Here is a 12,556-nt window from a genome sequence, read left to right on the forward strand (position 1 = left end):
CCGAGCCCGAAGACCTGATGAGCGCCATCCGACAGGGACGTGTCCGGGTGACCGCACGCACCCGGGCGCTCGCGCTGATCCTCCACGGGGGCCGCGCCGTGACGCCCCAGCCGCAGCGGCGGCGCGACGTCTCCTACCTGCGGATGCTGCCCTTCGCGCCGACGGTCTGGCGCGTCTCCCGGGGGCGGGTGGCTCCGGTGCTCGTCCACAACAGCGACGGCGGGTGGATCGCGGCGTCCGGCAGCGGCGTGGAGCAGACCCGCCTGCTCGCGCGTCGGCTGGCCGAGCGGTACGACCGCCCCGTCGTCCTGCTCGGGCACTCCAGCGGCGGCTGGGCGGCGCTGCGCGCCGGGGGAGAGGACGCGGTCATCGGCAGCGTCGCCCTCGCGCCCTGGGTGGGCGAGCGCGAGCCCGTCGAGCACCTGCGCGACAAGGTCGTGCGCGTCATCCACGGCGAGGCCGATGCCGTCTGCTCCCCGCAGCGGTCGCGCCAGCTCGTCGAGAGCCTGCACGCCCTCGGCGGTGACGCGACCTACCTCGGGATCGAAGGGGGCGGGCACGCGCTGCTGGACCGGCCGTGGCGGTGGCACCAGCTCGCTGCCGGTGCCGTGCTGGAGGTCGTCGAGCGGGCGGAGGGGCTCGGCTGAGCCGGTCGCGCACCGGCACCGGGCCGTGCTCCAGCGTCTGAGCTCGTTGACCGGGTGCCGGAGCAGGAGGACGCTGGTCGGGTGGGCACCATCACGGCCGACTACGTCGTCGTCGGCGCGGGGGCGATCGGCATGGCCTTCACCGACGCGCTCATCGCCGACGCCGACGTCTCGGTGGCCCTGGTCGACCGGCGCCACGCGCCCGGCGGGCACTGGTTGGAGGCCTACCCCTTCGTGCGGCTGCACCAGGCCTCGGCCTTCTACGGGGTGGCCTCCACGCTCCTCGGCGGGGGGCGGGTGCAGCTGCACGGTCCCGAGCGCGGGCTGCACGAGCGGGCAACCGCCGCCGAGATCCTGGCCTACTACGAGACCGTCCTCACCGAGCGCCTGCTCGCCAGCGGACGGGTCACCTACCTGCCGGGGTGCGAGTGGACGGGTGAGGGGCGGTGCGTCTCCCGCATCTCGGGGGAGTGGCACGAGGTGAGTGGCCTCGCCCGCATCGTCGACGCCCACTACCTCTCGCCCCGGATCCCGGCCGAGTCGATGCCCCCCTTCGCCGTGGACGTGGGCGCCAGGGTCATCCCCGTGGGTGAGCTCGTGCGGGTGGCGGATGCGCCGTCCGAGTACGTCGTCGTCGGATCGGGCAAGACCGCGACCGATGCGTGCATCTGGCTGCTCCAGCGCGGCGTCGATCCGGACCGGATCTGCTGGGTGCGGCCCCGTGACCCGTGGATGCTCGACCGCGCCAGGATCCAGCCCGATCCGCAGGTCTTCATCGGGGCCGCCGCCGACGTCATGGAGGTCGCGGCCACCGCGGAGACCGTCGACGACGTCTTCCTCGGACTCGAGGAGCGCGGGGTCCTGCTGCGGATCGACACCAGGGTGATGCCGACGATGGCCAAGACACCGACCCTGGCCCGGTGGGAGCTGGAGCTGCTGCGCTCCGTCGAGCACGTGGTCCGGCTCGGGCACGTCCTCGCCGTCGAGCGGGGCCGCCTGGTGTGCACGGAGGGGAAGGTGCCCATCGCCCCCGACGCGGTGGTCGTGCACTGCGCCGGAGCGGGACTCCCGCAGCGGCCGCTGGTACCCATATGGCGGCCCGAGGTGATCACCCTGCAGCCGATCCGCACCGGCTTCCCGTGCTTCGGTGCCGCGCTCGCAGGTCACGCCGAGGCGACGATCACCGGGGATGCGGACAAGAACCGGCTGTGCCCCCCTTCGCCGTACTCCGACGACCCGACCGACTGGTTGGCGATGCAGGTCATCGGCGCACGGGCCGGGGCCGCCTTCACCAGCGACCCCGACCTGAAGGCGTGGGCGGACACCGTCGCGCTCAACCCGGCCCGCTCTCCCGCGGACCTGGCCGGCACCCCGGCGATGCAGGAGGTGCTGGGGCGGCTCCGCGCGCACGTCGGACCGGCCCTGACCCGGATGGCCGCGCTCTCCGGGGTGACCTGACGGGACCCTCGGGCCAGCGACGGCTGGTGGATCGCGTCGTCGTGCTGCTCAGCTGTAGCGCCACACCCCGTCGACCGCGCTCTCCCGCACGCGCCCCTGGGCCGCCAGCACCTGCAGGTGCGCGAGGGTCTCGGTCGTCGCGAGCATCTGGTTGAAGGGGTCGAGGTCGTCCAGGTGCCGCTCGTGGCGGGTCCAGCGCAGCGCCCGGGCCGCGTCGAAGCCGGTCGAGGCGCCGGCACGCACGACGGCCTCGGTCTGCGCCAGCCGCGTCTCGTGGTGGGACAGCAGCTCCTCGACCCGGCGGTGCAGGCTCCCGCCGGCGGGGCCGTGGGCGGGCAGGAGGACCCGGTCCGGCTCGGCGAGCATCGCTGCGAGCGAGTCGAGGTAGTCCGCGAGCGGCGTGGCCGCCGGCTTGGCCTGGAAGCCGATCGACGGCGTGATGTGGGGCAGCACGTGGTCGCCGGCGAAGACGAGGCCGGCGTCGTCGTCGAAGAAGACGACGTGCCCGCTCGTGTGCCCGGGGGTCGCCTTGACGCGCAGCGAGCGGCCCGCTGCAGCAACGGACTCGTCGTCGACGAGCCACCGATCGGGGTCGGTCCACAGGTCGAGGTCCACGGGCTCGTGCGGGGCCCGCTCGATCTCCTCGAGCACCGAGTCCGCGCCGGCGGCGACCAGCAGCGTGCGAGCCCCCTCCAGGCCGGGGGCCTGGCGGATCGCCTCCAGCTGCGGGGCCTCCCCTTCGCCCAGCGCGACGAGGACGCCCGCGCGCTGGCGCAGGCCCATCGCCATCGTCAGGTGGTCGCGGTGGTGGTGCGTCACGAGGCACTGCTCGACGTCCTGGGTGCTCAGACCCAGGGCGCCCAGGGCCTCGTCCAGCGCACGCTGCGCCACCTCGATCTCCCAGCCGCCGTCGACGAGGGTGGGCCGGTCGTCCCCGATGACCGCGTAGACGTTGACGGCCTTGAGCCCGTCCATGGGGAGGGGAAGGGGGATCCGGTGCACCCCGGGGGCGACCTCCTCGGGTCCCGCGATGGTCCAGTCCTGCTGCGTGGCGCGCTGACTCATGTGCCCCAGTCAAGCACGTCGACCTGAGTCCAGATTCACCTATGGTGGAGGCATGATCAACGTCATCGCCCGCATCCGCGTCCGGCCCGAGTCCACCGACGAGTTCGAGACGGCCGTCGCGACAGCCCGTGCCTCCTTCCTCGCCGACGAGGGGTGCCTGCGCTACGACCTCCAGCGCGTCGCCCGCAGCGAGGGGGACTACGTGCTCCTCGAGGCGTACGACTCCAAGGACGCCCTGCGCCGGCACGGCGCGATGGACGAGTTCGCCGCCTTCGGCGAGGCCATCGGCACCCTCGTCCAGAGCCCGCCCGAGGTCACCGTGCTCTCGCCCGTGGGCGACCAGGTGGGCCTGGCGCTCTGAGCGCGCCCCACAGTGGACTCCGGCGGGCACGCCTTCGGCCCTGACTCGTACTGCGAGTCAGGGCCGAAGGGACCAGCAGAGCTGTGTCAGCTGGTGCGCAGGAAGTGCAGCACCTGGTCGGTGAACTCCTGGGCGTGCTCGGTCTGCAGCCAGTGGCCGCAGCCGTTGATGAGGTAGAGCCGGGAGTTGGGCACGAGCGAGGTCAGGCGCAGCGAGTGCTCGAAGTGCACGACGCGGTCGTCGCGGCCGTGGAAGAGCAGGGTCGGCACGCTGATCTCGCGCAGGCGGGCGTGGTCGAGCTCGACGACGGCCTTCTTGCCGGTGCCGTCGATGAAGTTCTGCGCGTGCTCAGGGTGCGCGAGCACGGTGTCGGCGCGGCCCTGGATGAGCTCGTCGGTCGCGTTGGCCGAGTCGAAGGTCATGACCTGCACGAGCTCCTTCATCGTCTCGAAGGAGGGCTGGCGGTAACCCTTCTGCAGGACCTTCAGCCCCTCGGTCAGGCCGGCCGCCCCCATGAGCGTCGGGGCGCCGGAGGAGGAGCCCATGGTGATGAGGCGGTGGACCCGCTCGGGGTGCTCGTAGCCGAAGCGCAGCGTCGTGCCGCCACCCATCGAGTTGCCGATGATCGTCGCCCGCTCGATCTCCAGGGCGTCCATGAGGTCGAGCAGCGCGGTCGAGTGGTCGCGCTCCTGCCAGGTCACGGGGTCCGACTCGCCCCAGCCGGGCATGTCGACGGCGATGACCCGGTAGTGCTCGGCGAGCGCGGGGATGTTCTGCGAGAAGTTGCTCCAGCCGGTCGCGCCCGGGCCGGAGCCGTGCAGCAGGAAGATCGCCTCGTCGTGCTGCGTGCCGGCCTCGTTGATGTGGATCGTCCAGCGGCGGGTGCTGACCATGCGGCTGGTCGACTCGTAGGTCAGCTCGGTGGTCTCGGTGGTGGCGGTCATGCGGTGATCTCCTTGGTGCGTGCGGTCATGACGCCGAAGCCGGCGATGAACTCGCGGATCGGTCGGTAGTACTCGAGCTCGACGGCGTAGTCGCCGACGGCGGACAGGGCGCTGAAGGCGGTGACCCAGGAGCGCACCTCGTGCGAGGAGTTGCCCGCGGTCGCGGCCATCTCGTCGGTGTCGTAGTCGTCGAAGGCGGCGACCTCCCCTTCGCGGCAGACTCGCAGGAACTGCGCGTCCCACTCCGGGTTGAGGTCGAGGATCGTCGCGGTCCCCGCGGCGAAGGCATGCGCCGTGTCGACGACGCGCTGCTCCCGGGCGGCGCGCGCCTGCGGGGTCGGGTTGCGCCCGTCGAGCAGGCCCGCGCGCACCTCGGGGGTGGCCGTGGCCCACTGCGGCACCGGCGGGTCGTGGCTCAGGCCGCCGGAGGCGATGACGAGGATCCGCTCGGGACGACCCGCGGCCCAGCGGCCGATCGACTCGCCGAGCGCGCGGATCCGGCGCATCGGGACGAAGGGGGCGGCCACGCCGTTGACGAAGACGGGGATCGTCGGGACGGTGTCGATCTGCCCGAAGATCACCTCGAGCGGCTGCACCGCACCGTGGTCGACGCCCATGGCGCGCGAGATCGTCAGGTCGATGTCCTCGCCCTGGACGTGCCGGGCGAGGTCCTCGGCGATGTCGGTCGGCACGTCGAGCGCGCCCGACGCAGTGCCGTAGTCACCCAGGCCGTACGCGCCGAGCCCCAGGCAGAAGGGCGGCATCGTGTCGTAGAAGAAGCCGTTGTAGTGGTCCGGCCCGATCGTGATGACCAGCTCCGGGTCGACCTCGGCGACGAAGGCGCGCACGGCCTCGAAGGCACCGTCGACCTCGGCCCGCACCTGCGGGTCCACCTCGACCCGGTGCAGCAGGGGTGTGTGCGACATCGCGACGAGGGAGAGGCTCATGCCGCGACCTCCGCCAGCTGCACCGCCGGGACCGCCGTCGCGCTCATCGCCGTGCGCAGCGCAGCGAGCGCCCGACCCGACTCCTGCGCCAGGCAGGTCGCGCCGACGAAGCGGTCGGGCCGCAGGAAGACGACACCGACGGCGTGCTTGTCGAACCAGCCCTTGAGCGCGCCGTCGACGTCACCGACGACGAGCGTGCCGGACCCCGCGTACTCGGCCTCGGCCCACGGCCGCTGCGTCTCGGACATGAAGGAGACGAAGCGGGCGCCCATGTGCCGCAGCTGTGCCCGCTCCTCGTCGGTGAACAGGCGCGCCGGGTCGTTGCCCCACGCGGCGACCGTCCACCACGTGCCGGTGACGTCGTCGAGACGGGCGCCGGTGTGCTCGGCCGTGTTGACCCGCGGCTGGGGGAACTGCTTGCCGACGGGCGTGGACTTCTCGACCGCGTTCTTCACGGTCATGAAGCCGGAGGTGCGCTTGCGGGGCTGCTCGCCCGCGACCAGCGTGTCCGGGGCGACGACGACCCCCTTCGCGTAGAACGGCATGGGCTTGAAGCGCATGTCGGCGAAGTAGTCCTTGACCCGCGGGCTGAGGTTGAGCGCACGGGACGCGAGGTCACGCGCCCCGCAGACCACGCGGTTGGTCGGCTTGATGATGTTGCCGAAGGTCATCGACAGGTCGATCATCGCCTTGGCGTGGTCGTGCCGCTCGGTCTCGAAGGTGTCGAGGAGCGAGTCCTGCGCCTGGCCGGCGAGGACGGTCGCGAGCTTCCACGAGAGGTTGGTGGCGTCGCGCATGCCGGAGTTCCACCCCTGGCCCATCCACACGGGCATGAGGTGGGCGGCGTCGCCGGCGATGAGGACGCGGCCCTGGCGGAACCGGCTCGCGATCCGGCCGTGGTGGGTGAAGACGCGGCGGCGGATGACGTCGAGCGTCGAGGAGTCCGGGACGTGGTCCTCGAGCAGCGCGGCGACGAACTCGTCGTCCTCGACGCGCTCGCTCGGCTCGTCGTCGAAGAGCATGAACTCCCACCGGCGGATGCCGTGCGGCAGGCCGATCGAGACGTACGGCCGGGCCGGGTCGGCGCCGAGGTAGACGTTGGGCAGGCCGAGCGGGTCGTTGCGCACGTCGATGACGACCCAGCGGGTCGACGGGGAGTGGCCGACGAACTCGACGTCCATGCGCTTGCGGGTCGGCGAGGAACCGCCCTCGCACCCGACGACGTACTGCGCGGTGATCGTCTCCTCGCGCGTCGTGCCGTCGGCGTCGGTGACGGTCGCGACGACCTCGACGTGGTCGCCGAGGTCGCGGGTGTCGGTGACCTGGTGACCGAAGCGCACGTCGATGTCGTCGAAGCGGGCCAGGCCCTCGAAGAGCTGGCGGTCGACGAGCGGCTGGATGAAGCCGAACTTGCGCGGCCAGCCGAAGGGCTCACCCTGCGGCGCGTTGGTGATCATCGTCTCGCCCTTGCCGTTGACGAGGCGCATCACGTGGTGCGGGATCGTGTACGGGCGGACGCTCTCGACGAGGTCCATCGTCTGGATCGAACGCATCGACTCGTCGTCCAGGCCCACGCCGCGCGGGTAGTCGATGAGGTCGCTGCGGGTCTCCAGCACGATCGCGCTGCGGCCGTAGCGGCCCAGCAGGTTGGCCAGGGCCAGGCCGGTCGGGCCGGCCCCGACGATCACTACTTCGGTCTGCATGTCACCACTCCTTCGGGGTCAATCGGCACACCGTCGCAGCGCGACGCGACCCGCCCCACCCGATGTGCCACCGAGTGGCACGTGCCCGCGGCTACCGACGCATGGCGGCGCTCGCCCGGGCGCAGACGTCGAGCAGCAGCGGCTCGTAGCCGGCGCGGGCCACGCTCGTGGGCCCGGTGAGGGCGAGGGACGCGACGGCCCGACCGTCCGCGTCGGTGACGACGGAGGCGACGCTGCTCACCCCTTCGACGTACTCGTTGTCGTCCACGCCGATCCGTGAGTGGGCCACGCGGGCGAGCTCCACCCGCAGCTCGTCGCCGTCGGTGATCGTGCGGTCGGTGAAGGCGGTGAGCTCCGAAGCGCACACCAGGTCCGCCGCCTCGCGGTCGAAGGCCAGCAGGACTTTGCCGAGCGAGGTCGCGTGCGCGGGGGCGCGCCCGCCGATCCGCGAGGGGGAGTGGGCGCGGTGCACGCCGTGCAGCTTGTTGAGGAAGACCAGCTCGCCGTCCCGCAGCACGCCGAGCTGGCAGGTCTCGCGCGTCTGCTCGTAGAGGACGGAGAGGAAAGGGGTGAGCCGCTCCTGGACCTTGGCGACCAGGGGTTCGTCCGGGAGGACCAGGTGAGAGCCGAAGAGCGGTCCGGTGCGGTAGTGCTCCCCGCGCCGCTCGATCGCGCCGCTCGCCTCGAGGGTGTGGAGCAGGCGGAAGACCGTCGACTTCGGGATGCCGGTGCGGCGCGCCAGCTCGCTGACGCCGAGCCCCTCGGCGCCGAAGTGGTCGACCATCGCCAGGAGTTGGACCGCGCGCTCCACCGAGCTGACCTGCTTGGGCATGCCCCCCATCGTGCCACCACGTGGCACGGCTGTTCGCCGGCGGCCGGCGCCGTCCCGCCAATGTACCGAGTACCCCTGACTTGGAGGCTCCCTCGTGATCAACGATGATCTGACCGCACCCGCGACGCCCGCGGCCCTCGTGACGACGACCCCGCGCGAGCGGCGCCGCGCGCAGGGTTCGAGCTTCATCGGCTCGGCCGTCGAGTACTACGACTTCCTGCTCTACGCGGCCGCGGCCGGTCTCGTCTTCCCGGAGCTCTTCTTCTCCGACCTGGACCACGGCACCGGGGTCCTGCTCAGCTACCTGACGCTCTTCACGGGCTACGTCTCCCGGCCCATCGGTGGCCTGCTGTTCGGCCACTTCGGCGACAAGATCGGCCGCAAGCGGATGCTCGTCATCACGCTGCTCGTCATGGGCATCGTCTCGATGGCCATCGGTGTCATGCCGACCGCCGCGAGCATCGGCCTGGCCGCCCCGATCCTCCTCGCCGTGCTGCGCCTCGTGCAGGGCCTGGCCGTCGGTGGTGAGTGGGCCGGCGCGATGCTCATGTCCGGCGAGCACAGCTCCTCGAGCACCAAGGGCTTCGGTGCCTCGCTCGCGATGGCCGGCGCCCCCTTCGGCGCCGTCATGGCCACCCTTGTCCTCGCGGTGACCTCCGGGGTGGCCGGCCCGGCCTTCACCGAGTGGGCTTGGCGCATCCCCTTCCTCCTGTCCGCCGTCGTCGTCGCGGTCGGCCTCTACATGCGCACCCGCGTCTCGGAGAGCCCGGAGTTCGAGGCGGCGCGCAAGCGCGGCGAGGTCCACACCGGCCTGCCGATGGCCGTGCTCTTCACGCAGTACCGCTCGACGATCGTGCTCGGCAGCCTCGCGGTCATGGCGCCGCTCTTCATGCAGGGTCTGCTCGCGGTCTTCATGGTCCCTTACGTCGTCGAGGGCGGCGCGATCTCGCGCGAGGCCGCGCTCTACATGCTGACGCTGAGCAACTTCGTGCACATCTTCACCATCCCGGCCTTCGCCGCGCTGAGCGACCGCCTCGGCCGCAAGCAGGTCATGGTCGGCGGTGCCGTCTTCTCCGCGGTCGCCGTGTGGCCGATGTTCATGCTCTTCAGCAGCGGCGACGCCACGCTCATCACCATCGCCTTCCTCGTCGGCAACCCGTTGATCCAGGCCACGATGTACGGCCCGGTCGGCGCGTACCTCTCCGAGCTCTTCGAGCCCACCGCCCGGTACTCCGGTGTGTCGCTGACCTACCAGCTCGGCTCGCTCCTCGGCGCCGGCCTCGCGCCGCTCGTGGCGCAGCGCCTCGTGGGCGGGCACGGTGACACGGCCGGCCTGGCGTGGTACATCGGCGCGGCCTACGTCATCAGCGGGATCGCGGTCGTCCTGTCGCGCTCTGCGGCCCGACGCAGCGGGCGAAGGGTGGAGGTCCGGGAGGACGCGCTCGTCGGCTGATCCGCTCAGCCGAGCACGACGACCAGGCACAACGAGGTCCCGGCCGCGAGGAGCGTCGAGATCGTCGCGAGGACCAGCGCCTGCGCCGGCAACGGCCACAGCTCGCGCACCCGGATGCCCAGGCCCAGGCCGTACATCCCACCAGCGAGCAGCAGGGTCGTCACGAGGCTGCCGGCACCGAGCACCGGTGCCGGCAGCCAGCCCGTGGAGCGCACCGCCACGGCCGCGGCGAAGGCCAGGACGAACCACGGGACGAGCGGGGCGGGGGTGCCCGTCGCCCCCTTCGCCAGCAGCGCGGAGATCGGTGCGAGGAGCGCGACGCGACCGAGCTTGACGGTCGTCGCGAGGGCCACGGCGGGCGCCCCGATGAGCGACCCGGCGGCCACCACCTGCGCCACCTCGTGGATGCTGGCGCCGGCCCAGATCGCGGCCTGGTGATCGGTCAGGCCGATGACCCCGGACGCCCACGGGACGAGGACGATCATGCCGGAGCCGAAGATCGTCACGAGGGCCACGGCCAGCGCGACGTAGCGCTCCCGGGCGCGCACGGTGTCCTCGATCGCGGCGATGGCGGCCGCGCCGCAGATCGAGAACCCCGCCGAGAGCAGCACGACGAACCCCTCGTCGAGACCCAGCCGGCGGCCCGCGGCGAGCGTCCCGCGGAAGGTCACCGCGACCGTGACCGCGATGACCGTCAGCCCGGCCGGCCCGATCGCGAGGACCTCGCCGACGGGCAGCCCCAGCCCGAGCCCGGCCACGCCCAGCCGGAGGAGCAGCCGCGTCGCCCGCGCGTGCTGGGCGACGACGGGCACCTCGGCGAGGCGGGAGTTGGCGACGAGCATCCCCGCCGCGAGCGCGAGCAGCAGCGGGCTGAGCAGGGGTACGAAGGGGGAGACCAGCATCGCCAGCGCAGCCGCCACGAGGGGCGGGATGGTGGTCGGGGTCGTCGTCACCCTCGCAGCGTGCCGCGCGACGGCGCCTGCCGGTAGACCCCGATCCGGTCCCGGGTCATAGGCTGGGTCTATGACTGATCCTCCCGACGTCGACATCGAGACCCTTCGGCTCGTCGTGGCCGTCGACGACACCGGCAGCCTGAGCGCGGCGGCCCGCCGGCGAGCTCTCAGCCAGCCGTCGGCGAGCGCGCGCGTGCGGGCCTTCGAGGCGCGGTGGCAGCTGACCCTCCTCGAGCGCACGCCGCGCGGCTCGACCCTGACCACGGACGGCCGGGCCGTCGTCGCCTGGGCGCGGCAGGTGCTCCACGAGGTGGACACGATGCGCGCGGGCCTGGCCTCGCTCACCGGCAGCAGGCGCGGCGAGGTGCGGGTCGCGGCGAGCCTCACGGTCGCCGAGCACGTCCTGCCGCGGTGGCTCGGCGAGCTGCGGGAGCGCATGGAGGTCCACCCGCAGCTGCACGTCGTCAACAGCGACCGGGTCGTCGACATGGTCCGCACCCGGCTCGCCGACATCGGGTTCATCGAGACCGCCGACCGCGCCCCGGGCCTCGACCACCTGGTCGTCGGTGCCGACCGGCTCGTCGTCGTGGTCCACCCCGACCACCCGTGGGCCCGGCGGCGGACCCCCCTTCGTCCGGAGGTGCTTGCGCGGGCGGAGTGGGTCCTGCGGGAGGAGGGGAGCGGGAGCCGCAGCACCTTCGAGCGGGCCCTCGGGGTGACGCCGACGATCGCCCTCCAGGCCGGCTCGACCGCCGCACTCCTCGGGGCGGTCCGTGCCGATCTCGGTCCCGCGGTCGTCTCGGAGCGGGCGGTCGCCACCGAGGTGGACGCCGGCCACCTCGTCATCGTCCCGACGACCCTCGATCTGGCGCGACCGCTGACCGCGGTGTGGCGCAAGGGCGCCCGGATGAGCGCGGCGACGTCCGCGCTGCTCCAGGTGGCGCAGGTCAGCCCCGCCGGGCCCGCTCCGCGAAGGAGTCGAGCGCAGCCGTGACCTCCGTGGCCGCCCAGGTCACGTAGCGCTGACGGCCCGTGGCCCGGGTGACGATCCCGGCCTCGCGCAGCCGCACGATGACCTGGTCGGCAGCGGGTTGCGAAAGGCCGAGCTCGTGCTGGAGGAGCGCGGACGTGATGACGGGGTGCCCCAGCAGAAGAGGAAGTGCCCGCCAGATGGCGGCGTCGCGTCGCGCGCGGATGCGCTCGGTCCACCCGACGTGGATCTCGAGGAGCTCGCGCACGAGCGCGCGACCGTTGCCGATCGCGGCGAACGTCGCCTCGGTGAAGCGGTCGATGATCGGGTCCACGTCGCCCTCCCGGTAGGAGGAGAGCGCGTCGAAGTAGGCCCGCGTGTCGGCGAGCAGGCCGGCGGAGACGGGCACGGTCGCCCGCGTCGTGGCCCCCCCGCGCTGCAGCATCGCGTGCACCAGGGCGCGACCCACGCGGCCGTTGCCGTCGTTGAAGGGGTGGATGGTCTCGAACTGCGCGTGGGCGATCGCGCACTGGGGCAGCAAGGGGATGTCCGGACGGACGACGAAGTCGCACAGGTCCTCGAGCGCCTGCTCGACCCGGGTGTGGGCGGGCGCGACGAAGGAGGCGCCGTGGGGAGAGGCGCTGGATCCGCCGATCCACACCTGCTCGGTGCGCCAACGACCGGGAGCGGCATGGGGCTGGTCGTGCATCAGGGCATCGTGGATGGTCAGCAGGGACTGCGGTGTGATGTCCTCGGCGAGCCGGACCGCGCGCCTCATCGCCTTGACGTTGGCGGCCACGAGCTGGGCATTGCTCCCGGCGGGCGCCAGGTCGAGCTCGGCCATGGCCAGTGCGCGCGCGCCCGCGGTCACGTGCTCGATCTGCGACGACGAGGCCGACTCGGTGCGCAGCAGGACGGCGGGCAGCGCCGCCAGCTCCGTGCCCGGCAGCATGGACGAGAGCTCGGCGTCGAAGCGAGAGATCTCCCCACGGGCGTCGTCAGCGGCCGCGAGGGTCGCTGGGGAGATGGTCGGCTCGAGCCGGGCGATGCGGGCCGGGACGGCAGCCTCGTAGGTGGAGGAGATCCGGGCGCGCTGACCGCGGGAGAGGGGCCGCCCGGTGTCACGCTCCCACGGCAGTGTCTCCCACGAGACCTGTGTCGTCGCGCGCTGATCCATGCTGCATCCTTACATAAGTCAACGTAGCTGAGCCTATGTCAGATGG

12 protein-coding genes are annotated in these 12,556 nt (G+C 72.5%); 5 read left to right on the plus strand and 7 right to left on the minus strand.

Annotation, left to right across the window (positions count from 1 at the left end):
- The first annotated feature begins 47 nt into the window (after positions 1 to 47).
- The gene (locus ABC138_RS16020) at positions 48 to 647 is read left to right on the plus strand and encodes an alpha/beta hydrolase (RefSeq protein WP_068422011.1); all 600 of its coding nucleotides are present in this window, start codon (positions 48 to 50) and stop codon (positions 645 to 647) included.
- 81 nt (positions 648 to 728) lie between these two features.
- Positions 729 to 2,105: an FAD/NAD(P)-binding protein gene (locus ABC138_RS16025; RefSeq protein WP_170307479.1), complete on the plus strand. Its 1,377-nt coding sequence runs from the start codon at positions 729 to 731 to the stop codon at positions 2,103 to 2,105.
- A 48-nt stretch (positions 2,106 to 2,153) separates the two neighbouring features.
- Here the strand turns inward: ABC138_RS16025 and ABC138_RS16030 are convergent, their stop codons facing one another.
- Positions 2,154 to 3,170, minus strand: coding sequence for an MBL fold metallo-hydrolase (locus ABC138_RS16030; protein ID WP_068324883.1), 1,017 nt, complete (start codon positions 3,168 to 3,170; stop codon positions 2,154 to 2,156).
- A gap of 52 nt (positions 3,171 to 3,222) precedes the next feature.
- Between ABC138_RS16030 and ABC138_RS16035 the strand changes: the two genes are divergently transcribed.
- Complete coding sequence (locus tag ABC138_RS16035; protein ID WP_068324882.1) at positions 3,223 to 3,531, plus strand: putative quinol monooxygenase; 309 nt, start codon at positions 3,223 to 3,225, stop codon at positions 3,529 to 3,531.
- Positions 3,532 to 3,617: 86 nt separating this feature from the next.
- On the opposite strand, the gene ABC138_RS16040 is transcribed toward ABC138_RS16035, so the two are convergent.
- The 4 genes from ABC138_RS16040 to ABC138_RS16055 form a co-directional block, all read right to left on the minus strand.
- Entirely contained in the window at positions 3,618 to 4,475 is an 858-nt protein-coding gene (locus tag ABC138_RS16040; protein WP_068324881.1) for an alpha/beta hydrolase, read from the minus strand.
- On the minus strand, positions 4,472 to 5,422 hold the full coding sequence (locus ABC138_RS16045; RefSeq protein ID WP_345914304.1) for a 3-carboxyethylcatechol 2,3-dioxygenase: 951 nt from the start codon (positions 5,420 to 5,422) through the stop codon (positions 4,472 to 4,474). The genes ABC138_RS16040 and ABC138_RS16045 overlap by 4 nt, the downstream gene beginning before the upstream one ends.
- Positions 5,419 to 7,125 carry a bifunctional 3-(3-hydroxy-phenyl)propionate/3-hydroxycinnamic acid hydroxylase gene (locus ABC138_RS16050; RefSeq protein ID WP_068324879.1) on the minus strand — a complete coding sequence of 569 codons (1,707 nt, stop codon included), beginning with the start codon at positions 7,123 to 7,125 and terminating at the stop codon, positions 5,419 to 5,421. Before ABC138_RS16050 ends, ABC138_RS16045 begins: the two co-directional genes overlap by 4 nt.
- 91 nt (positions 7,126 to 7,216) lie before the next feature.
- Positions 7,217 to 7,957 (minus strand): IclR family transcriptional regulator, encoded by a 741-nt coding sequence (locus ABC138_RS16055; RefSeq protein ID WP_345914305.1) that lies wholly within the window; start codon positions 7,955 to 7,957, stop codon positions 7,217 to 7,219.
- A gap of 94 nt (positions 7,958 to 8,051) precedes the next feature.
- On the opposite strand from ABC138_RS16055, the gene ABC138_RS16060 reads away from it, so the two are divergent.
- Positions 8,052 to 9,410, plus strand: a complete 1,359-nt coding sequence (locus tag ABC138_RS16060) for an MFS transporter (RefSeq protein ID WP_211596769.1) — start codon at positions 8,052 to 8,054, stop codon at positions 9,408 to 9,410.
- A gap of 5 nt (positions 9,411 to 9,415) precedes the next feature.
- Here ABC138_RS16060 and ABC138_RS16065 read toward each other — a convergent pair whose 3' ends face one another.
- Positions 9,416 to 10,363, minus strand: a complete 948-nt coding sequence (locus ABC138_RS16065) for a putative sulfate exporter family transporter (protein WP_345914306.1) — start codon at positions 10,361 to 10,363, stop codon at positions 9,416 to 9,418.
- 70 nt (positions 10,364 to 10,433) lie between these two features.
- Here ABC138_RS16065 and ABC138_RS16070 point away from each other — a divergent pair, with 70 nt between their 5' ends.
- On the plus strand, positions 10,434 to 11,357 hold the full coding sequence (locus ABC138_RS16070) for a LysR family transcriptional regulator (RefSeq protein ID WP_068421995.1): 924 nt from the start codon (positions 10,434 to 10,436) through the stop codon (positions 11,355 to 11,357).
- On the opposite strand, the gene ABC138_RS16075 is transcribed toward ABC138_RS16070, so the two are convergent.
- Positions 11,311 to 12,510 carry a Fic family protein gene (locus ABC138_RS16075; RefSeq protein ID WP_345914307.1) on the minus strand — a complete coding sequence of 400 codons (1,200 nt, stop codon included), beginning with the start codon at positions 12,508 to 12,510 and terminating at the stop codon, positions 11,311 to 11,313. The genes ABC138_RS16070 and ABC138_RS16075 overlap by 47 nt on opposite strands.
- Between the last annotated feature and the right edge of the window lie 46 nt (positions 12,511 to 12,556).

It is taken from the genome of Janibacter sp. LM, from assembly GCF_039631275.1.
In the GTDB taxonomy this organism is placed as follows: Bacteria; Actinomycetota; Actinomycetes; order Actinomycetales; family Dermatophilaceae; genus Janibacter; species Janibacter terrae.